This is a genomic window from Thermoanaerobaculia bacterium (genome assembly GCA_035717485.1).
GTDB lineage: Bacteria > Acidobacteriota > Thermoanaerobaculia > UBA5066 > DATFVB01 > DATFVB01.
This window is the reverse complement of the sequence record DASTIQ010000132.1, coordinates 1-20228: the sequence shown is the minus strand read 5'-3', so window position 1 is coordinate 20228 and position 20228 is coordinate 1. Positions and strand designations below refer to the sequence as shown.

The 20228-nt window shown below is 70.2% G+C and carries 17 protein-coding genes; 10 read left to right on the top strand and 7 right to left on the bottom strand.

Going from position 1 to position 20228, the window contains the following annotated elements; translation table 11 throughout:
• Positions 1 to 512, bottom strand: a 512-nt coding sequence (locus tag VFS34_07035) for a TetR/AcrR family transcriptional regulator (protein ID HET9794199.1), incomplete at its 3' end; no start/stop codon positions are given.
• Positions 513 to 596: 84 nt separating this feature from the next.
• Between VFS34_07035 and VFS34_07030 the strand changes: the two genes are divergently transcribed.
• From VFS34_07030 to VFS34_07020, 3 genes are read left to right on the top strand one after another with little or no spacing between them, the layout of a single operon-like run.
• On the top strand, positions 597 to 2423 hold the full coding sequence (locus VFS34_07030) for a M28 family peptidase (protein ID HET9794198.1): 1827 nt from the start codon (positions 597 to 599) through the stop codon (positions 2421 to 2423).
• Complete coding sequence (locus VFS34_07025) at positions 2420 to 2791, top strand: 4a-hydroxytetrahydrobiopterin dehydratase (protein HET9794197.1); 372 nt, start codon at positions 2420 to 2422, stop codon at positions 2789 to 2791. Before VFS34_07030 ends, VFS34_07025 begins: the two co-directional genes overlap by 4 nt.
• Positions 2778 to 3716 (top strand): DUF72 domain-containing protein, encoded by a 939-nt coding sequence (locus VFS34_07020; GenBank protein HET9794196.1) that lies wholly within the window; start codon positions 2778 to 2780, stop codon positions 3714 to 3716. Before VFS34_07025 ends, VFS34_07020 begins: the two co-directional genes overlap by 14 nt.
• 210 nt (positions 3717 to 3926) lie before the next feature.
• Here VFS34_07020 and VFS34_07015 read toward each other — a convergent pair whose 3' ends face one another.
• A complete protein-coding gene (locus VFS34_07015) occupies positions 3927 to 5078 on the bottom strand; it encodes a CoA transferase (protein HET9794195.1) in 1152 nt (383 codons plus the stop codon).
• 106 nt (positions 5079 to 5184) lie between these two features.
• Between VFS34_07015 and VFS34_07010 the strand changes: the two genes are divergently transcribed.
• Positions 5185 to 6321, top strand: a complete 1137-nt coding sequence (locus VFS34_07010; GenBank protein HET9794194.1) for an NAD-binding protein — start codon at positions 5185 to 5187, stop codon at positions 6319 to 6321.
• Between the two features lie 86 nt (positions 6322 to 6407).
• On the opposite strand, the gene queF is transcribed toward VFS34_07010, so the two are convergent.
• Together queF and VFS34_07000 are read right to left on the bottom strand one after the other, a co-directional pair.
• Entirely contained in the window at positions 6408 to 6803 is a 396-nt protein-coding gene (queF, locus tag VFS34_07005) for a preQ(1) synthase (GenBank protein HET9794193.1), read from the bottom strand.
• Positions 6803 to 7165, bottom strand: a complete 363-nt coding sequence (locus tag VFS34_07000; GenBank protein ID HET9794192.1) for a peptide chain release factor-like protein — start codon at positions 7163 to 7165, stop codon at positions 6803 to 6805. Before VFS34_07000 ends, queF begins: the two co-directional genes overlap by 1 nt.
• A gap of 142 nt (positions 7166 to 7307) precedes the next feature.
• Here VFS34_07000 and VFS34_06995 point away from each other — a divergent pair, with 142 nt between their 5' ends.
• The gene (locus tag VFS34_06995; protein ID HET9794191.1) at positions 7308 to 9161 is read left to right on the top strand and encodes a carbon starvation protein A; all 1854 of its coding nucleotides are present in this window, start codon (positions 7308 to 7310) and stop codon (positions 9159 to 9161) included.
• A 65-nt stretch (positions 9162 to 9226) separates the two neighbouring features.
• Here VFS34_06995 and VFS34_06990 read toward each other — a convergent pair whose 3' ends face one another.
• The 3 genes from VFS34_06990 to VFS34_06980 all read right to left on the bottom strand — a co-directional run bounded on the left by VFS34_06990 (position 9227) and on the right by VFS34_06980 (position 12205).
• The gene (locus VFS34_06990) at positions 9227 to 10246 is read right to left on the bottom strand and encodes a hypothetical protein (GenBank protein HET9794190.1); all 1020 of its coding nucleotides are present in this window, start codon (positions 10244 to 10246) and stop codon (positions 9227 to 9229) included.
• Positions 10247 to 10445: 199 nt separating this feature from the next.
• The gene (locus VFS34_06985) at positions 10446 to 10937 is read right to left on the bottom strand and encodes a hypothetical protein (protein ID HET9794189.1); all 492 of its coding nucleotides are present in this window, start codon (positions 10935 to 10937) and stop codon (positions 10446 to 10448) included.
• 89 nt (positions 10938 to 11026) lie between these two features.
• The gene (locus VFS34_06980; protein HET9794188.1) at positions 11027 to 12205 is read right to left on the bottom strand and encodes an MFS transporter; all 1179 of its coding nucleotides are present in this window, start codon (positions 12203 to 12205) and stop codon (positions 11027 to 11029) included.
• Positions 12206 to 12305: 100 nt separating this feature from the next.
• Between VFS34_06980 and recO the strand changes: the two genes are divergently transcribed.
• The 5 genes from recO to mutL all read left to right on the top strand — a co-directional run.
• Positions 12306 to 13055 (top strand): DNA repair protein RecO, encoded by a 750-nt coding sequence (gene recO / locus VFS34_06975; GenBank protein HET9794187.1) that lies wholly within the window; start codon positions 12306 to 12308, stop codon positions 13053 to 13055.
• The gene (locus VFS34_06970; protein HET9794186.1) at positions 13052 to 13942 is read left to right on the top strand and encodes a glycine--tRNA ligase subunit alpha; all 891 of its coding nucleotides are present in this window, start codon (positions 13052 to 13054) and stop codon (positions 13940 to 13942) included. Before recO ends, VFS34_06970 begins: the two co-directional genes overlap by 4 nt.
• A gap of 10 nt (positions 13943 to 13952) precedes the next feature.
• Positions 13953 to 16037 carry a glycine--tRNA ligase subunit beta gene (glyS, locus tag VFS34_06965; GenBank protein HET9794185.1) on the top strand — a complete coding sequence of 695 codons (2085 nt, stop codon included), beginning with the start codon at positions 13953 to 13955 and terminating at the stop codon, positions 16035 to 16037.
• 41 nt (positions 16038 to 16078) lie between these two features.
• The gene (gene ppdK / locus VFS34_06960) at positions 16079 to 18829 is read left to right on the top strand and encodes a pyruvate, phosphate dikinase (protein HET9794184.1); all 2751 of its coding nucleotides are present in this window, start codon (positions 16079 to 16081) and stop codon (positions 18827 to 18829) included.
• The coding region (gene mutL / locus VFS34_06955) for a DNA mismatch repair endonuclease MutL (GenBank protein HET9794183.1) at positions 18826 to 20228 on the top strand (1403 nt) is incomplete at its 3' end. The genes ppdK and mutL, both read left to right, overlap by 4 nt.

The window sequence follows — 20228 nt, the reverse complement described above, 5'->3', positions numbered from 1 at the left end:
TCGCCCTCCCGCCGGAAGACGTTCATCGCCCGGATCATCCCGAGGAAGAGCTCGGCGGAGGTCTTCGGATCGACGCCGCGGAACTCGCGGCGATCGATGCCGTCCACGATCGCCTGCTGGACGAGGTGGGCGAGCCGTTCGCGCGTCTTCCGGATCCGGCTCTCCTGCGAGAGGAAGCGCTTTTCGTTCCGGTACATCAGCGCGTAGAAATCTCGCCGGTTCCAGAAGAAGCGCATCGACTCGCGCGCGATGATCTCGAGGCGGGCGGCCGGGGAGGAGCGGCGGGAAAGGCTCGCGCCGAGCCGCTCGTGGAGCTTTTCGAAGCCGTGGACGATCGTCGCGAAATAGAGGTCTTCCTTGCTCAGGAAGTACCGGTAGATCGTCCCTTTCCCGATCCCGGCCTCCTCGGCGATTTCTTCCGTGAGCACCTCGTGGTACTCGCGGTGCGAGAAGACGCGGGAGGCCGCGTCGAGGATCGTTTCCTGCTTGGCGAGCGTCCGGGCGCGCGTCATTCCTTCCTCTCGAAACTGACCCGTCAGTTCCGTTAACCGATCCTATCGCAGGTTCGCTCGAGTCCAACGTTCTAAGATCTCCGGGTGTTACGGCGGCTCCTCCTCCTGCTCGTCCTCGGGGGCGCGGCGGCTTCCGGCGGCGCGGCGATCGACCCGGGCGAGATCCGCGCCTCGATCCACCTCCTCACGTCCCCGGCGTTCGAAGGGAGAGGGACGGGAACCGCGGGGGGAGATCGGGCGGCCCGCTACATCGCGGCGGAGTTCCGCTCCGCGGGGCTGCGGCCGCTCGGCACGTCACGGGCGAACGATCCCGACGCGCCGCTCGACGGCACCGGCTATTTTCAGCCGTTCGTCGCGACCGTCGGCGGCGATCTCGGCCCCGCCAATTCCCTCTCGGCCCGGTGGGCCCGCCGCCGGACCGAGTACCGGCTCGACGACACCTTCGTTCCTTCGACGCTCTCGGGAAGCGGCTCCGCCCGGGGGCCCGTCGTGTTCGCGGGCTACGGCGTCGTCTCCCGTGCCGCCGCCCGCGACGACTACGGGAGCCGCGACGTCTCCGGGCGGATCGTTCTCCTTCTCGCCGGCTCGCCGGCGGCGGAGCCCGATTCGCCGCTGGCGCTCTTCGCGGGCATCTTTCACAAGGTCCTCTTCGCGCGCGACAAGGGGGCGGCGGCCGTCGTCGTCGCGGCCCCCGACGACTCCGATCCCGCGCGGTGGAACACGAACCGCGGCTTCAGCGACGAGGGGCTTCCGGTCCTGCTCGTGACGCGCCACGTGGCCGACGAGTGGCTCGGCGCGGCCGGCTGGAGCGTCGATGCCGTACGGCGGGAGCTCGCGACGCGCGCCTGGCCGCTCGATCTCCCCGTCACGGCGGAGCTCTCCACGGACATTCGCCCGCGCCGCCGGCCGACCGCCAACGTCGCGGGTCTGCTCGAAGGGTCGGACCCGTCACGGTCTGCCGAGACGGTCGTCGTGGGTGCTCACTTCGACCACCTCGGCCTCGGCGGGCCGAACTCCCTCGCGGCGGACCGCCGCCCCGCGATCCACCCGGGCGCCGACGACAACGCGTCGGGAACGGCCGGATTGATCGCGCTCGCGCACGCCTTCGCGGCGGGTCCGCGCCCCCGCCGCAGCGTGCTCTTCGTCGCGTTCTCGGGAGAGGAGCTCGGCCTGCTCGGATCGGGACGCTACGTCCGGCACCCGCTCGTGCCGCTCGAGCGGACGGTCGCGATGGTGAACATGGACATGATCGGCCGTCTCCGCGACGACCGGCTGGCGGTGATCGGAACCGGGAGCTCGCCCGAGTGGCCGGAGCTCCTCTCCGACCTGAACCGCCAGGCCCGGTTCCGGCTCGTGTTCGCGAGCGACCCGTACGGCGGAAGCGACCAGCAGTCGTTCTATCTCGCCGAGGTCCCGGTCCTCTTCTTTTTCACCGGGAAGCATCCGGAGTACCACACCCCCGCGGACCGCGAGGAGACGATCGACGATTCCGGGGAGGCGCGCGTCCTCGAGCTCGTGCGGCGCTGCGTCGGGCGGATCGCCGACGAACCGGCGCGTCCCGCCTTTCGCGATCTCGATCCGTCGGCGGCCCACGGCTCGCGGGCGGCGTTCGGGATCGTCCCGGATTACGCTTCGGAGGTGAGCCCGGGCGTCGCCGTCGCCCGGACCAGCGCGGGAAGCGCGGCGCAGAGGGCCGGCGTCCGGACCGGCGACGTCATCGTGGCGTTCGGCGGCCATGCGATCCGGACGCTCCACGATCTCCGGATCGTGCTCTCGGAGCTCGCCCCGGGGGAGGCGATTCCGGTTCGCGTCCGCCGGGGAGGATCGGAGATCGCGTTGTCCGCGACGTTGCCCGCGCCGCCGCCGGCAGCCCCGGCCGCCGTCGCCGCGCCGCGAGGAGGAGAACGATGAACCTGAGGGAGAAGAGATGCGTGCCCTGCGAAGGGGGAACCGAGCCCCTCTCGAAATCGGAGACCCGGCGGCTCCTCAAGGAGCTCGACGGCTGGAAGGAAAAGGACCGGAAGCTCCGGAAGACGGTGACCCTCCCCGATTTTCGCGCCGCCATGGCGTTCCTGGGGCGGGTGGCCGACCTTGCCGAGGCGGAGGGGCACCATCCCGATTTCTGCGTCCACTACAACCGCGTCGACTTCACCGTCTGGACCCACGCGATCGGCGGCCTCTCCGAAAACGACTTCATCCTCGCGTCCAAGATCGACGCGCTCGCCGGCGGGGCCGGCGGCGGCGCGAAAGGCTCCTCGACGGCCGATGCGCCCGGATGACCTCACCCCGTCGCTCTTTCCCGAACCCGAGACGGCGCCCCCGCTTCCCCGTCGCGGCTTCACGCGGTTCGGCACGGCGACGTGGAACTACCCCGGGTGGCGCGGCATCGTCTATCCGGCGCGCTCACCCGAGAACATGTCTTCCGCCGAGCGGCTCGCCCTGTACGCGTCGAGCGGCCGGTTCGACACCGTCGAGGCGGACTTCACGTTCTACCGACCGCAGTCGGCCGCCGAGTGGCGGCGATGGGCGGGAGCGCTCCCGAGCCGGTTTCCCGTCGTTTCGAAGGTCTGGGAGGAGATCACCTGCGAGCGCTTCCCGAAGATCGAGCGGCACGGCGCGCGGGCCGGGCAGCCGAATCCGAACTACCTGAGCGTCGAGGCCTTCCGGCGGGAGGTGCTCGATCCGGCGGAGGAAGGGTTCGCCGACCATCTCGCGCCTTTCGTGTTCGAGTTCGGGCGCGACGCCCGCCCGGGCCCCGAGCGGAAAGCCCGTTTCCGTGATCGCCTCGACCGTTTCCTCGGCGCCCTCCCGCGGCACCGGCGGTACGCCGTGGAGATCCGGACCCGCGAGTATCTCGACGCGGAGCACGTCGCGCTCCTTCGCGCGCACGGCGTCTCGCCGGTCCTGAACTGGTGGACGCACATGCCGGAGCTTTCGGAGCAGTTCGGGGTTCCCGGCGCCGCCGACGCCGACTTCTGGCTCGCGCGGGTGCTCGTCGCGCCCGGGCGCGCCTACGCGGACGCCGTCCAGTTCTTCACGCCCTACGACCGGATCAAGGAGGAACATCCCGAGATGCGCGCGGACGCGGCGCGGATCGCCCGCGAGGCCGAGGCGCGCCGGAAGGAGTTCTTCCTGATCGTGAACAACCGGGCCGAGGGCAGCGCGCCGTACACGATCGATGCCATCAAGAAAATGATCGGTTGACTTCATGGTTGCCCGTGCGGGGCGCGCCGATACACGCCTCGGGATCTCGCCGACGGCCCGCATCCCGTCGGGCTCGCGTCTCGACGCGCTCGGCAATGGCACCGCCGTCCGGCCTGCCGCCCTCGAAACACCCCGGCGGGCCGCGCCGATTGGGATTTCAACTTTCCTCTCGCCGTTGGCCACCGGCGACTCGTGACTCGCGACCGACGATCAGGGCAGCCCGAACTCCCGCCGGATCGCGTCCGTGTGCTCGCCGAGCCGCGGCGGGCGGCGGACCGGCGGCGTTCGGCCGGCGAACCGGACGGGCGAGGCGACCGACTCGAACCCTCCCTCTTTCACGCGCAGGCCCATCGCCCGGGCCTGCCCGCTCTCGAGAGCCTCGAGCGGGCCGCGCACCGGGCCCGCCGGGACGCCCGCCTCGCGGCATCGCGCGATCCATTCGCCGCGCGGACGTCCCGCGAAGATCTCCGCGAGGGCGCCGACGAGGGCGTCCCGGTTCTCGACCCGGGCCGCGTTGGTCGAGAAACGCGGGTCGCTCGCCCATTCGGGGCGTCCGACGACCCGCTCGCAGAGCGTCCGGAACTGCCGCTCGGTGCCGATCGCGAGGATCCACTCCCCGTCGGCGGACCCGAACATCTGGTACGGCACGATCTGCGCGTGGCCGCTGCCGTGGCGGCCCGCCTCTCGGCCCGAAACAATACACGATTGGAGGACGTTGACGAGCATCGCGAGGGACGACGAGAAGAGGTCGACCGCGACCGCGGCGCCGCGGCCGCTCCTCTCCCGGGCGGCCAGGGCGGCGAGGATGCCGATCGCCGCGTTGGCTCCCGCGACGAGGTCGGACACGGCGATGCCGACCTTCACCGGCGGCCCGCCGGGATCCCCCGTGATCGCCATGAGCCCCGCGCCCGCCTGGGCGAGCAGGTCGAACCCCGGCTGGTCGCGATCCGGCCCCGCCTCGCCGAAGCCCGTGATCGACGCCGTGACCAGCCGCGGGTTCTCCGCGCGCAGGCGTTCGAGGGAGAGGCCGAGGCGGGCGAGCCCGCCGGGGGGGAAGTTCTCGATCAGGACGTCGGCGCGGCTCGCGAGGATCTCGACGGACCGGCGCCCCGCCCCCGACGCGAGATCGAGAACGATCGACTCCTTGTTCCGGTTGATCGACTGGTAGTAGGCGGAGTCTCCCTCCGGGGAATACGGCGGGCCCCAGCCGCGCGTGATGTCGCCCCCCACCGGATGCTCGACCTTGATCACGCGGGCGCCGAGGTCGGCGAGCGTCATCGTGCAGTACGGTCCGGCGAGCACGCGCGACAGGTCGAGGACGAGGACGCCTTCGAGCGGCGCGGAGGGTTCGGGCGGATTCATCGGATCGCGCGATGCTAAGCGGAGCGGCGAGTTCCGGCAAGCGCGACGGGAGGGAGAGCCAACCGCATCAGGGGAGCGTCGTCGCCGCGGCGGTAGACTTCGGGGCGTGAACATCGTCATCGTCGGGTTCGGCCGGGTCGGCTCGGCGACGGTCCGCGAGCTGCGCGAGGACGGCCATTCCGTCGTCCTGATCGAACAGCGGGGCGACCGGATCGACCGGGCGACTCGTGTCGAGGGGCTGCGGACCGTCCGCGGGAACGCGATCGACGCGGATGTCCAGCTGCGCGCGGGCGTCGACCGCGCCGACGTCTTTCTGGCGCTGACGCGGGAGGACACGGTGAATCTCGTCGCTGCCGAGGTGGCCAAGAAGAAGTTCTCCGTCCCGCACGCGATCGCCCGGATCTACATCCCTTCCCGCGCGTCGATCTTCGAAGCGCTCGGGATCCGGACCATCTGTCCGACCCTCTACACGGTGGACGCCATTCGCACCACGGTTCGCGACATCCAGGGCCTGCCGGCGGCGCCCCGTCCTCCCGCGGAGACCGCCCGGCCGAAGGCGCGACGCCCCCCGGCGCTCGACGAGTCGAAGTTCGTCCTCATCTCCGGCGGAGGGAAGATCGGCTCCGGCCTCGCGCGCACCCTCGCGGGGAGGGGGATCGAGGTCGCGATCATCGAGAAGGATCCGGCGCAGGTGGCGCGCCTGTCGGCCGAAACGGACGTCCCGGTCTTCGTCGGCGACGGCTCGGCGCGCGGCGTGCTCGAGACGGCCGGCGCGTCGCGCGCGGCCGTCTTCGCGGCGGTCACCGGCGCCGACGAGGACAACCTCGTCGCGTGCCAGACGGCGAAGGCCGTGTTCGGCGTCGGCAAGACGATCGCCCGCGTCTCGAACCCGAAGAACGAGGAGCTCATGCGGCTCCTCGGCGTCGACGCGACCGTCGCGACCACGGCGATCATCAGCTCCTACATCGAACGGGAGGTCCCCGGGCTCCAGATCCGGACCCTCCTGTCGCTCCAGGCGGGAGGCGTGCAGCTCTTCGAGCTGAAGGTCCCGGCGGGGTCCCCGGCCGCGGGAAGGGCGTTGAAGGACCTCCCGATTCCCCCGAGCACGAACATCGTCGCAGTCGTCCGCGGCGGCGAGACGATCGTCACGCGCGGCGACACCCGGATCATGGCCGACGACACGGTCCTGATTCTCGTGCAGCAGGAGCGGGAGGCGGAGATCCGGAAGCTCGTCCTCGGCTGATAGCCGGCGCGGCGATGCATCGAGCCGGGCGGGCGCGTGCCGTGGTCGGATCTCGCCGGATCGATCCGGGACGGTCGTGCGAGCGGTCAGGCTCCGAAGACTCCGTCCGCGTATCGCGCCTCGATCGTCGACGAGATCCCGCCGCGCGAGGAGAAGACTCCGACGATGGCCATGCGCTTCGGGGCGCACGCGGCGACACAGTCCCGGAGGATCCGGTTCACCGCGTTTTCGTAGAAGATCCCGACGTTCCGGTAGGCCACGATGTACAGCTTCAACGACTTGAGCTCGAGGCAGAGCCGGTCGGGGACGTAGCGGATCTCGAGCTTCCCGAAGTCGGGGAGTCCGGTCTTCGGGCAGATCGCGTTGTATTCCGGGATCTCGACGACGATCTGGTAATCGGGGTACTGATTCGGCCAGGTCTCGAGCGCCGGGAGCGGCGCGTCGATGCCCGCGGCGGCGTGCTCCTCGGTGTATTCGGCCATCAGCGCTCCTCGTCCACCTTTCTCAGCCTCTTCTTCTGCGCCAGGCGCAACTTCTCGTCGAGCCGCGCGCGTTTCGCGGCGGCGGGAACCCGGGTTCTCTTCCGGGGCCTTCGGGGCTTGAGCTTCCGAACGAGCTTCTCCCGGAGGCGTTCGAGCGCGACCTCCCGGTTGCGCGACTGGCTCCGTTCTTCCGTCGCCGCTGCGATCGTTCCGGTCGGCCGGTGCACGAGGCGCACCGCCGTTTCGGTCTTGTTCCGGTGCTGTCCGCCCGGGCCGGAGGCGCGAAAGAACGAGAGGTCGCAATCCCGCTCGAGATCCTTCGGGTCTTCGGGGATGTCCTCGTAGCGAAACGGCCGGTCCACGCGCGCATAGTAGCGCGCGGAAATCCGAAATTCGAAGCCGGAAGCCCGAAGGGAACCGCCCGCTTTCCGGTTTCGAGTTCCGGGTTCCGGCGCGTCCGAATTTCGGTCATCGAATTCCGGGTTTCCCGCGATAATCCCCGGAGTGAACGCGCTCTGGCTGATGCTCGCGGCGCTCGCGGTCCTGGCGATCGCGTACCGCTACTGGTCCGCTTTCCTCGCCGCGAGGGCGCTCGCGCTCTCCGACGCGCGCCCGACGCCGGCCCACACCATGGCCGACGGGAAGAACTACGTCGCGACGAACCGGTACGTCCTCTTCGGCCACCATTTCGCCGCGATCGCCGGCGCCGGGCCGCTCATCGGTCCGGTCCTCGCCGCCCAGTTCGGCTACCTTCCTGGGTTCCTCTGGCTCCTCTTCGGGGTCGTGTTCGCGGGGGCGACGCAGGACTTCGTCATCCTCGTCGCGTCGGTCCGGAGGAAGGGGAAATCGCTGGCCGAGATCGCCCGGATGGAGATCGGCCCGGTCGCCGGAATCACGGCCGCGGTCGCGATCCTCGCGATCATCGTCGTCGCCCTCGCGGGCCTCGGCGTCGCCGTCGTGAACGCGCTCGCCGATTCTCCCTGGGGAACCTTCACGATCGCGGCGACGATCCCGATCGCGCTCTTCGTCGGCTTCTACATGTACCGGTGGAACAAGGGCGCCCTCCGGTCGGGATCGGCGATCGGCGTCGTCGCGACGCTCCTGGCGGTCGTCGCCGGACGGTGGATCCCCGGTTCCCCCCTCGCGCATCTGTTCACGCTCTCGCGCACGCAGATCACGCTCGCGATGGCGGGATACGGCTTCGTCGCCTCGGTCCTGCCCGTGTGGATGCTCCTCTGTCCGCGCGACTACCTCTCGAGCTGGATGAAGCTCGGGACGATCGCGCTCCTCGTGGTTTCCGTCCTCGTCGTCGCGCCGCCGATCCACGCGCCGGCGATTTCCCGGTTCGTGCACGGCGGCGGCCCGATCATCCCCGGCAAGGTCTTCCCCTTCGTCTTCATCACGATCGCCTGCGGCGCGATCTCGGGTTTCCATGCGCTCGTCGCCTCCGGCACGACGCCCAAGATGCTCGACCGGGAGACCGACGCGCGGGCGATCGGATACGGCGCGATGCTGATGGAGGGCCTGGTCGGCGTCGTCGCGCTGATCGCCGTCTGCGCGCTCTCTCCGGGCGACTACTTCGCGATCAACGTGGCTCCCGCGAAGTTCGCGCATCTCGGCATGACCGTGGACAGGCTCCCGATGCTCGCGCGGGAGGTGGGGGAGAGCGTCGCGGGACGTCCGGGAGGCGCGGTCTCGCTCGCGATCGGGTTCGCGCAGATCTTTTCCGGGCTGCCGTTCCTGAGGAGCCTGATGGGCTACTGGTACCACTTCGCGATCATGTTCGAGGCCCTCTTCATCCTGACGACGATCGACACCGGAACGCGCGTGGGGCGTTTTCTCGTCCAGGAATTCCTCGGATACGCCTTCCCGCGATTCGAGAAGACGGACTGGATGCCGGGAACCCTGCTGGCCACGTTCCTCGTCGTCGCGGCGTGGAGCTACTTCATCCTCACCGGCTCGATCTCCCAGATCTGGCCGATGTTCGGGATCGCGAACCAGCTCCTCGCCGCCGTCGCCCTCGCCGTCGGGACGACCGTGATCCTCCACCTCGGAAAGAAGCGCGCCGCTCTCGCGACCCTGGTCCCTCTCGCCTTCGTGTCGTTCACGACGATCGACGCCGGGATCCTTTCGATCCGCGACAACTTCCTGCCGCTCGCGAAGCAGCCCGGAAAGGCGTTCGCCGGCTGGCTGGACGCCGTGCTGACCGCCGTGCTGATCTCCTGCGTCATCGTGATCCTCGCGGCCTCGGTGCGATCGTGGCTCGCCGCGATCCGGCGTCCCGAGCTCCCGGAAGGCCCGCTCGCGCCGGAGCCCGTCCGGGCCCCCGCGGGCGATCTTCCTCCGGGCTGCTGCTGACGTCGCGGGTCCAAAAGAAAGAGCCCGCCGAAGCGGGCTCTCGAGATCAGGATTCTTCCGGTGGCTTACTGGGGCTGTCCGGCCGACCAGTCGGCCGGGCGGAGCTGGGCGGCCGACGGATCGAGCGTCAGGACGTCGTTGGTCGAGGAGAGCCCGGAGATCGCCGAGTCTCCGTCGACGATGTCCACGAAGACGATGAACGTGTCGTCGGTGGAGCTTCCCCGGATGATGTCCGAGACCTTCGAGAGGCCGACCGTCTCGAACGGCCCGATCGAGATCGTGCTGGACTGGCCCGTCTTCTGGCCGGTCGCGTTCGAATAGCCCGTCAGCCGGATCTTGATGGGAAGGCCGTTGTTGTTGACGATGCTCCCGTCGCTCGCGGCGTACCCTTCGTTGTTGACGAAGAAGTTCGTGTAGAGCTGGGGAGTGCCGGACTCCCCGCGCGTGTCGTGCACGATCCCGACGAGGCTCCTGGGTTCCGACTGCGTCAGCTCGTGGCCGTTGGCCGACACGCCGATCGTCCCGCCGTCCGAATGCGTGCTGTAGAAGCGCGCCTGGACGCTGCCCTGGCCGATCTGGTCGAAGAGCCCCGCCGACGGCGAGTCGTAGATCACGAACAGCGAGCCGATGATCGAGCCGCTCTCCTCGGTGCTCGTGATGTACCCGGCGTTGTGGAGATCGTCGATGAAATCGTCGCTGTGGTAGACCGAGAGGGACGCGAGCTGGGAGGCTCCCTGCTGCACGATTCCGGTGGCGGTGATGCTCACGATGATGTCGACGTGAGAGCCGCCGATCAGGCCGCTGAAGTACGCATCGACCTGCGTGTCGGTGTTCGTGTTGTTGGCGATGTCGATGGAGGTCTTGAACAGGGCGTCGGAGGTCGGGATTCGGCCGACGAGATCGAGATTGATCCCGACGCCGGTCGCCTGGTGTGCGACCGCCGGGGTCGTCGCGAGGCGGCGGACGGCGGCGGCTCCGCGATGGACCGGCGCCGCGAGCGAACGGTTCGAGAGAGTCGCCGCCCCGGCGGGCATCGCGGCGACCGCGAGTGCGAGGGGGGCGAGAAGAGACGCGATTTTCTTCATGGCCTTCCTTTCTTGTGGCAGAAAGAGTTTAACTCCGGTCGCCCGGGGTGCAAACCCTGTGCCTCGAACCCGCGGGGATGATCTCGTAAGTTTTACGGATCGGGCGGGGCGCCCGTTGGGACCGGCGCGGGGGTCGGGAGTGGAGCGAGCCGGGAGCGGAGGAGGACAGAGTGTCCTCTGCCCGGGCGGTTCCCGCCGCTCAGCAGGCCGCGAGGAGGGGCGCCGGGTCGGAAGCCTCGCAGGACGCGGGCGCGGTGATCCGGCGAGCGAGCTCGCGGAGGAACACCTGGTCCTCCTGGGCCATCGCGGCGGGAAGGTCGGGGAGGGAGAACCAGCCGCCCCCCTCGACGGGTCCGCCGAGCTTCCCGTCCGCGGAACGGAGCGAACGGAGCACACGTGCGTTGTCGCGGCGGAGCCGCAGGAAGGCGGCGACCGCCTCGCGGGCTCCCGATTTGCCCGCCGCAATCCGCCGCGCGATCGTGCGATCGAGACGGGGGAGGACCGCGGGGCTCTCCCCTCGGAGGAGGCGCACCCGGGCGGTCCAGACGTGCTCTTCCACCGCCACGGCCTCCCAGAGGAGATCCGCGATCTTCCGGCGGAGCGGACCGTCACCGCCCAGAACGACCTTTTCGAACACGAACGGCGTCGTTTCGAGGACCAGCAGCGCGTTTTCCAGTTCCCGTCGTTTCATATCGCTTCCCTCCTCAATCTACGAACGCCCCGGCGAAAAGTTCCGCCGTTTCCGCCGTCCTCCATGAGACGAAGGGAGGCCGCGGAAAGTTACGCGGTGCGCCGGGGCCGGGAAACGGCGGCGAGCGCGAGCGCGGAGAGGAGGGCGACGGCGGCCCCGGCGTCGAACGCCGCCGTCGGCCCGAGCTTCTCCCACAGGAGGCCGAACAGGACCGACGCGGGGAGAGCGGCGATACCCACCGCGAGATGGAAGAGGCCGAAGGCCCGGCCGCGCGCCTCGGGTCCGGCGACGTCGGCGACGTATGCCCGCTGGGCTCCCTCGGTCAGCGCGTAGTAAAGCGCGTAAATGCCGAAAACCGCCCATATCCCCCGGGCGGTGTGCACGCGCCCGAACTCCCAGTAGACGCCCGCGTACACGGCCCATCCGGCGAGGATCGTCGGCGTCCGGCCGATGCGGTCGGCGAGCGCACCGAGCGGCGTGTTCGCGAGCGACTTGGCCCCGCTGAAGAACGCCCAGAGCGCCGGGATCGCCCAGAGCGGGACGCCCGCCTCGCGCGCGCGAAGCAGGAGGAAGGCGTCGGTCGAGTTCGCGAACGCGAACAGCGTGAAGATCGAGATCACGGCGTAGAAGCGTTTCGGGAGCGCCGGGCCGGCGAGGACGGATTTCGCTCGCGGCGGCCCTTTCTCGTCGCGCGTGCCGAAGAGGAGGATCGCGAGGGCGGCGATTCCGGGCACGACCGAGAGCGCGAACACCGGCCGCACGTCCCGGAAGAACAGCTTCAGCAGCAGCGCGGCGACCAGCGGCCCGACCATCGCTCCCGCGTTGTCCATCGCGCGCTCGAACCCGTACGCGATTCCGCGGCGCGCCGGATCGACCGCGCCGGCGATCATCGCGTCGCGCGGCGCGGTGCGGACCCCTTTCCCGATCCGGTCGAGGAAGCGGATTCCGACCACCGCGCCCCACCCCGGCGCGAGCGAGAGGAGCGGGCGCGTGAACACGGACGCCGCGTAGCCGGCGAACACGAAAGGCTTGCGCCGCCGGCGCCGGTCGGAGAGCCAGCCGAAGAATCCCTTGCCGATCGCCGCCGTCGACTCGGCGACGCCCTCGACGAGCCCGACGATCTCGGGCCCCGCGCCGAGCGTGGCGGTCAGGAACGCCGGCAGCAGCGGGTAGATCATTTCCGACGCGATGTCGTTGAAGAAGGAGACGAGGCCGAGGGAGACGACGACGGGAGGCAGATCGAGGAATCTCCGGCGTGCCGCGGCCATGGCCGGGAGCCTATCAGCCGGTTCGAGCGGCCACGCGAGGGCCGGGCGCGCCCGCCGCCGCCATCGGCGGGGCCGGGTCGCGCCGCCGTACACTTGAGCGATGCCGCAGCGCCGCGACCGTGCGTTCGTCCTTTCCGCGGTCCCGCTGCGCGAAAAGGACCGCATCGTCACGTTCCTGACGCAGCAGTCCGGCCGGAAGCGCGGGGTCGCGCGCGGCGCCCGGCGTCTGCAGAGCGTCTACGCGGGGGCGCTCGAGCCGATGAGCGAGGCGGAGGTGCTCTGGTTCGAGAAGGAGGGGCGCGACCTCCACCGCATCGACTCGATCGAGGTGGTCCGGTCTTCGTTTCCGGTCGCGGCGGACCTCGCCGCGGGCCTGCTCCTGTCCGCGATCGCCGAGTCGCTCATCACCTTCGTCGCCGATTCCGATCCATCGGAGAAATTCTTCCGGCTCGCCGCGCACGCCGTGGGCGCCCTCTTCGAGGGGCGGAGCGCCGCGTCGGTCGCCGTCTATTTCGACGCGTGGGTCCTGAAGCTCACGGGAGTTCTCCCTCCCGCGACCGCGTGCGCCGTGTGCGGGCGCGCCCTGCAGCCGGGGTCCGTCCGGTTCGACGAAACGCTCCCCGGCCTCGTCGACGCCTCGTGCGCGGCGGCGGGAGCGCGGCGCGTCTCGCGCGATCTCGCGCCGTCTCTGGCCCGGATCCTCGCTCTTCCGATCGGCGGCGCGGACGTCGCTCCGCGCGTGGCCGAGGAGCTCTCCGGAGTGCTGCGGCGCATCCGCCGCCACTTCCTCGGCCACGAGCTCAAGTCCCAGAAAGTGCTGGCCGAAGTGCTATATTTCGGCGCGTGGTGACGCTCCAGAAAATCCTTTCCGAGCTCGAGCGATTCTGGGAGGGAGAGGGGTGTCTGATCCAGCAGCCGTACGACCTTCCGATGGGAGCCGGGACGATGCACCCGGACACGTTTCTCCGCTCGCTCGGCCCCGAGCCGTGGCGCTGCGCCTACGTGCAGCCCTCGCGGCGCCCCGCCGACGGGCGGTACGGCGAGAACCCGTTCCGTCTCGGCAAGTACTTCCAGTACCAGGTGATCCTGAAGCCCGCGCCCGACGACGTGCAGGAGGTCTATCTCCGGTCGCTCGAACGGCTCGGCATCGATCCGAAGGATCACGATATCCGGTTCGAGGAGGACAACTGGGAGTCGCCGACGCTCGGCGCGTGGGGAGTCGGGTGGCAGGTGCTGATGGACGGGATGGAAATCTCCCAGTTCACGTATTTCCAGCAGACGGGCGGAATCGACCTCGCCCCGATCTCCGCGGAGATCACGTACGGGGTCGAGCGCGTCGCCCTCTTCCTCGGGAAGGCGCGCTCGATCTTCGACATCCCCTGGAACGACACGCTGACCTACGGAGAGATCCGGCACCACGAAGAGGTGGAGCTCTCGCGCTACTCCTTCGAGGTCGCCGAGACCGAATGGGCGCAGACGCTCTTCGAGCGCTCCGAGCGGGAAGCGCGTCTCGCGCTCGCCGCCGGCCTCGTGCTGCCGGCGTACGAGGCGACGCTCCTCTGCTCGCACGAGTTCAACATCCTGGATGCGCGCGGCGCCGTCTCCGCCACGGAGCGCGTCACGTACATCCGACGGGTCCGCGACCTCGCCTGCGCGGTCGCGAAGGCTTACCTCGCCGCCCGCGAAGCCGCGGGGTTCCCGCTGCTGCCGAGAGAGCCCGCCGCGGTGGCGTCGTGAACGCCGGCCGATGACTCCCGACGACGCCGCGGAATTCTTCCTGGAAGTCCGGGTCGAAGAGATGCCCGCCGGCGCAATGCCGGGAGCGAAGGCCGACCTCGCCCGGAAGTTCCTCGACGCGCTCTCGGAAGAGGGGCTCTCCCCGGAATCCGTCGACGTGACCGCCACGCCGCGGCGCCTCGTCGTCGCCGTGCGGGGCCTGCCGCGGCGGCAGGAGGACCGGGTCGTCGAGGTTTCCGGCCCGCCCGTCGACCGGGCGCTCGACGCCGAAGGGCGTCCGACGAAGATGGCGGAGGGATTCGCCCGCGCTCAGGGCGTCGAGGTGTCCCACCTCCGCCGCATCCGCACGCCCCGCGGCGAGGTGCTCCTCGCGCGAAAGACCGTCGCCGGCCGGCGGACGGCGGAGATCCTCGCGGAGATCACCCCGGCGATCCTCGGCTCGATGACGTTCCCGAAGATGATGCGCTGGGGATCGGGAGAGCACGCGTTCGTCCGCCCCGTGCACGGGATCGTCGCGCTCTTCGGGGGAGAGGTCGTGCCGATGACGGTCTTCGGGGTGCGCTCCGGGAACCGGACGGTCGGGCACCGGCTCTCGGGCGGCGGCGAGATCGAGGTGACCGGCGCCGACGACTATGCGCGGCGCCTGCGCGAGGCGGGGGTCGAGCCGGACGGCGAGGAGCGCGCGGCGATCCTGCTGGAAAAGGCCCGGGCTCTCGCGACCGGGTGCTCCGGCGGGATCGAGGCGGACGCGGATCTCATCCCGACCCTCGCGGATCTCGTGGAATGGCCGGGGCTCGTGTGCGGCTCCTTCGACCCGGTGTACCGGGAATTGCCCGAGGAGATCCTCGTGACGACGATGCGGACGCACCAGAAATACCTTCCCGTCCGCTCTTCGCAGGGGCTCACCTCGAACTTCCTCGCCGTGATGGACCACCGCGAAGATCCCAAGGGGCTGATCGTCAAGGGAAACGAATGGGTCCTGAACGCCCGCCTCTCCGACGCGCGGTTCTTCTTCGAGGAGGACGTGCGGGAGCCGTTTTCCTCGAAGATGCCGAAGCTGTCGCGCCTCTTCTTCCACGACAAGCTCGGCGACTACCTGCAGAAGACGGGACGCGTGCAGGAGCTGACCGAGACGATCGGCGCCCTGGTCACGCGCCCCGAGAACGTGCGGTCCGCGCTCGAAGCCGCGCGTCTTTCGAAGATCGACCTCACGACCGAGATGGTGCGCGAGTTCACGGACCTCCAGGGGATCGTCGGCGGGATCTACGCCCGGCGCGAAGGGGCGACGGAGGAGGTCTGGAAGGCGATCTACGACCAGTACCGGCCCGTGTCGGCCGACGACGAGCCCCCGCGCACGGAGACGGGCGCGATCCTCTCGGCGGCGGATCGGGTGGACACGCTCGCGGGGTTCTTCGGGATCGGGCTCGTGCCGACCGGGAGCAAGGACCCGTACGGGCTCCGCCGCGCGGCGCAGGGCCTCGTCGCGATCGTGCTGTCCCGCGGATGGCGCGTCGACTGGAGCATCGTCTTCCGGAAGGCGGTCGCGCTGCACGGATCGGCGATCGCCCGGCCCGCCGAGGCCGTGCTCGCCGATATCCGCGCGTTCTTCGCGGATCGCGTCCACTTCCTGTTCGAGAAGAGGGGGCTCGAGCCGGACGTCGTCGCCTCCGTCCTCGCGGCGGGGTCCTGGGATTTCGCCGACCTCGCCGACCGGGCCGGCGCGATCGCGGACGCGCGCCGGCGCGAGGGGTTCCGGTCGCTCTCGCTTTCCGTCAAGCGCATCCGCAAGATCCTGCCGGGCGGGGTCGACCGCGCGCCCGACCCGGCGCTCTTCCGCGAGCCGGCCGAGCACGCGCTCGCCGCCGACGCCCTGCAGCTGTCGCGCACGGCGGACACGCTCGCCGCGTCGCGCCGATATCCCGAACTGATCGCGGCCATGGTGTCGCTCGCTCCCGCCCTCGACCGTTTCTTCGACGACGTGCTCGTCAACGCGCCCGAGCCCGAGCTGAAGGCCAACCGGCAGGCGCTGCTGGCCGGAATCCAGCGGCAGTTCGGCAAGTTCGCCGACATTTCCGAGATCGTCGTCGAGAGATGACGGTCCGAGCGCCGCTCCGGACGGCGCGGAGGAGCCCGAAGATGGCGACATCCCGATCGCGGCGAAAGAAGCCGTCCCGTCTCGTCTACTTCTTCGGGGACGGACGTTCCGAGGGCGCGAGTCTCGGCCGCGAGGTGCTCGGCGGAAAAGGATACGGCCTGGTGCAGATGACGCGCATGGGCGTCCCGGTTCCGCCCGGGTTCGTGATTTCGACCGAGGTCTGCGCGAAATATTCGAAGACCGGGAAGTATCCGGCCGGTCTCGAGGAAGAGGTCGAGGCCAATCTCGCCCGGCTCGAGAAGCTCACCGGGAAGATCTTCGGGGACGCCGAGAACCCGCTCCTCGTTTCCGTGCGTTCGGGCGCTCCCGCCTCGATGCCGGGAATGATGGACACGATCCTGAACCTCGGTCTGACGCACGACGCGAAGGCCGGCTTCGGGCACGCGGCGGGGGAGCGGTTCGCCCGCGACTGCCGCCGGCGGCTGATCTCCATGTACGGCGACGTGGTCCTCAAGGTCCCCAAGCACCGGTTCGAGGAGGCGATCGCGAAGGCGAAGGAGAGAGCGGGCGTCGATACCGACGCGCAGCTCTCTGCGCAGGAGCTTCGAGCGCTCTGCACGCGATACCTCGCGATCATCCGGCAGCACGCGAAGAAACCCTTCCCGGAGGATCCGCGCAAGCAGCTCTGGGGCGCGATCGGAGCGGTCTTCCAGTCCTGGGACAACGACCGGGCGCGCTCGTATCGGAAGTTGAATCGAATCCCCGAGACGTGGGGGACGGCCGTCACGGTCCAGGCGATGGTCTTCGGGAACCTCGGCGACGACTGCGCGACGGGAGTGGCGTTCACGCGCAATCCCGCGACCGGCGAGAAGGCGTTCTACGGCGAATTCCTCGCCAACGCCCAGGGCGAGGACGTGGTCGCCGGCATCCGCACGCCGCATCCCATCTCCGAGACGGGCCGCGGCGATTCCCTCGAGGAGACGATGCCGGGCGTCTACGCGCAGCTCATGAGGGTCCGCGACGCGCTCGAGAAGAATTTCCGCGACATGCAGGACATCGAATTCACGATCGAGCGGGGGAAGCTCTACATCCTCCAGACCCGAAACGGGAAACGGACGGGGTTCGCCGCGGTCCGGATCGCGTGCGACTTCTTCGACGAAAAACGGATCTCGAAGCGGGAGGCGCTGACGCGGGTCGACCCGGAGCAGCTCCTCCAGCTCCTCGCGCCGGTCTTCCCGGCGAGCGAAAAGGAGCTCGCGATCCGCGAGGGGAACCTCCTCGCCCGCGGCCTGCCGGCCGGCCCGGGCGCCGCCTGCGGGCGCGCCGCGTTCTCGGCCGAGCGCGCCGTCGAGATGGCGCACGGCGGGGATCCGGTGATCCTGATCCGCGCCGAGACGTCGCCGGAGGACATCCTCGGCATGGCCGCCTCGCAGGGGATCCTCACGTCGCGCGGCGGCATGACCTCCCACGCGGCGGTCGTCGCCCGAGGGATGGGGAAGTGCTGCGTCGTCGGGTGCGGCGAGATCACGATCGACGCCCGGTACGCCCGCATGATGGCGCGCGGGAAGACGGTCTCGGAAGGCGACTTCCTCTCGGTCGACGGGACGACGGGAGAGGTGATCGCCGGAAAGCTGCCGACGCGCCCTTCCGAGGTGATCCAGGTCGCGGTCGAAGGGAAGCTCAAGGCGGCCGACTCCCGGCTCTACCGGCAGTTCGCGCGGATCCTCGAATGGGCCGACGGCGTGAGGCGCCTCGGCGTGCGCGCCAACGCCGACACGCCCCGGGGCGCGCACGTGGCGCGGGCGTTCGGCGCCGAGGGGATCGGCCTCTGCCGCACGGAGCACATGTTCTTCGAGGAGGCGCGGATCACGGCGGTCCGCGAGATGATCCTCGCCGAGACGGCCGACGGGAGGAAAAAGGCGCTCGCGAAGATCCTTCCGATGCAGCGCGGGGACTTCGCGGGGATCTTCCGGGAAATGGGAGAGAGGCCGGTGACGATCCGGCTCCTCGATCCGCCGCTCCACGAGTTCCTTCCCCGCGAGCCGAAGGCGCTCGCCGCGACGGCGAAGGAGATGGGGATCTCGATCGACGTCCTCAAGGGAAAGGTCGAGGGCCTCTCCGAAGCGAACCCGATGCTCGGCCATCGCGGCTGCCGACTCGGCCTCACGCACCCCGAGATCTACGAGATCCAGGTGCGGGCGATCTTCGAGGCGGCGGTCGAGGTCGCGCGTTCCGGGAAAGCTCCGGTCCCGGAGGTCATGATTCCCCTGGTCGGATCGCTCCCCGAGTTCACGCGCCTGCGGGAGATGACCGACCGCGTCGCGCACGACGTGTTCCGGGAGACGGGACGCCGCGTTCCGTACCGCGTCGGCACGATGATCGAGATTCCCCGGGCGGCCCTCCTCGCCGCCGAGATCGGCGCGGCGGCGGATTTCTTCTCGTTCGGGACGAACGACCTGACGCAGATGACGTTCGGGTTCTCCCGCGACGACATCGGATCGTTCCTGCCCCAATACCTCGAGGCGGGGATCCTGCCGCACGATCCCTTCGCCACCATCGACGTCGCGGGCGTGGGGCAGCTCGTCGCGATCGGAACGGAGCGCGGGCGTTCGGCGAAGAAGAACCTCAAGGTCGGCATCTGCGGGGAGCACGGCGGCGATCCCGCGTCGATCGCCTTCTTCCACGAGACCGGACTCGACTACGTGTCGTGCTCGCCCTATCGCGTGCCGATCGCCCGTCTCGCGGCCGCCCGGGCGGCGATCGCCGGCACGGGGCTCTCCCGGACGGCATGAACCGGATCCGGAAGCTCGACTCCCGCACGATCGACCGGATCGCGGCCGGCGAAGTCGTCGAGCGGCCGGCGTCGGTCGTCAAGGAGCTCGTCGAGAACGCGCTGGACGCCGGCGCCTCGAGGATCGACGTCGAGACGGCCGGCGGCGGCATCGCGTCGATCCGCGTGCGCGACGACGGGTGCGGCATGTCCCGCCCGGATGCGTCCCTCGCGGTCGAGCGCCACGCCACTTCGAAGATCGCGAGCGAGGCGGACCTTCCGGGCGTCCGGACGTTCGGCTTCCGCGGAGAGGCCCTGCCTTCGATCGCCTCGGTCGCCCGGCTGACGCTCACGACGTCGGACGGAACCGGGCCGGAGGGGACCCGCGTGACGGTCGACCACGGCTCGAACAAGAGCGTCTCCCCGGCGGCGCGCCCGAGAGGGACGGACGTGCAGGTCGAGGACCTCTTCGGCCGCACTCCGGCGCGGCGGAAGTTCCTGAAAACTCCCGCCGCCGAGACGCGGGAAATCGCCCGGGCGGTCACCCGCGCGGCTCTGGCGCGTCCCGACGTGGCGTTCACGCTCCGCACGGACGGCCGGGAGATCCTCGCGGCGCCGCCCGCCGTGGACCGGGCCGCGCGCGCGATCCGCCTGTTCGGCGCCGACACGCTCGGCGAGCTCCTGCCGTTCCAGGCGCGATCCGGCGCATTGTCGCTGTCCGGACTCGTCACGCGGGGCTCGATCACGTTTCCGACGCGGCGCCTCCAGTTCCTCCACGTGAACGGACGGAGCGTCGCGGACCGCGGCATGTCCCGGGCGATCGCGGAAGCCGCGAAGGAGGCGATCCGCACGGACCGCCATCCGGGCGTTTTTCTCTTTCTCGACGCGCCGGAGGGAGCGGTCGACGTCAACGTCTCGCCCTCGAAGACGGAGGTCCGGTTCGAGCGGCCTTCCGAGGTCTTCCGTCTCGTCTTCCATACGCTCGTGTCGTCCCTCGCCGCGGGGAAGGAGGAGAGGCGGCTGGTGCCGGTGCCCCCGTCCTCCGATTTTTCCGTCGCGGAGGCGCGAGAGGTCTACGCGGCCCCGCCCGGCCCGCGCCCCGCGCCCGGCGGCGGCCGGCGCCTGCGGCTCGAGATCGAAACCCCGGGAGAGAGCACGACGGTCGTCGAGGTCGAGGCGTCCGGGCGCCCGACCGCCCGGGTGCTGGCGCAGTTCGACGAATCGTTCCTCCTGGTCGAGGCGGAGAACGGCCTCTGGATCGTCGACCAGCACGCGGCGCACGAGCGCGTGCTCTACGAGAAGATGAAGGACCGCGCGTCGCAGAACCGCGCGTTCTCGCAGGCGCTCCTGACGCCGGCGCTCTGGGAGGCTTCGGCGGAAGAGGCGCTCGCGGTCGGGGAGTGCCGGGAGGAGATCGCGGC

Coding starts and splice junctions, on each gene's coding strand:
- VFS34_06980 (HET9794188.1), bottom strand. CDS start 12,205: ATGGCCGCGGCACGCCGGAGATTCCTCGATCTGCCTCCCGTCGTCGTC.
- VFS34_06990 (HET9794190.1), bottom strand. CDS start 10,246: ATGAAGAAAATCGCGTCTCTTCTCGCCCCCCTCGCACTCGCGGTCGCC.
- glyS (HET9794185.1), top strand. CDS start 13,953: ATGACTCCCGACGACGCCGCGGAATTCTTCCTGGAAGTCCGGGTCGAA.
- VFS34_07025 (HET9794197.1), top strand. CDS start 2,420: ATGAACCTGAGGGAGAAGAGATGCGTGCCCTGCGAAGGGGGAACCGAG.
- VFS34_06985 (HET9794189.1), bottom strand. CDS start 10,937: ATGAAACGACGGGAACTGGAAAACGCGCTGCTGGTCCTCGAAACGACG.
- VFS34_07020 (HET9794196.1), top strand. CDS start 2,778: ATGCGCCCGGATGACCTCACCCCGTCGCTCTTTCCCGAACCCGAGACG.
- recO (HET9794187.1), top strand. CDS start 12,306: ATGCCGCAGCGCCGCGACCGTGCGTTCGTCCTTTCCGCGGTCCCGCTG.
- ppdK (HET9794184.1), top strand. CDS start 16,079: ATGGCGACATCCCGATCGCGGCGAAAGAAGCCGTCCCGTCTCGTCTAC.
- queF (HET9794193.1), bottom strand. CDS start 6,803: ATGGCCGAATACACCGAGGAGCACGCCGCCGCGGGCATCGACGCGCCG.
- VFS34_07015 (HET9794195.1), bottom strand. CDS start 5,078: ATGAATCCGCCCGAACCCTCCGCGCCGCTCGAAGGCGTCCTCGTCCTC.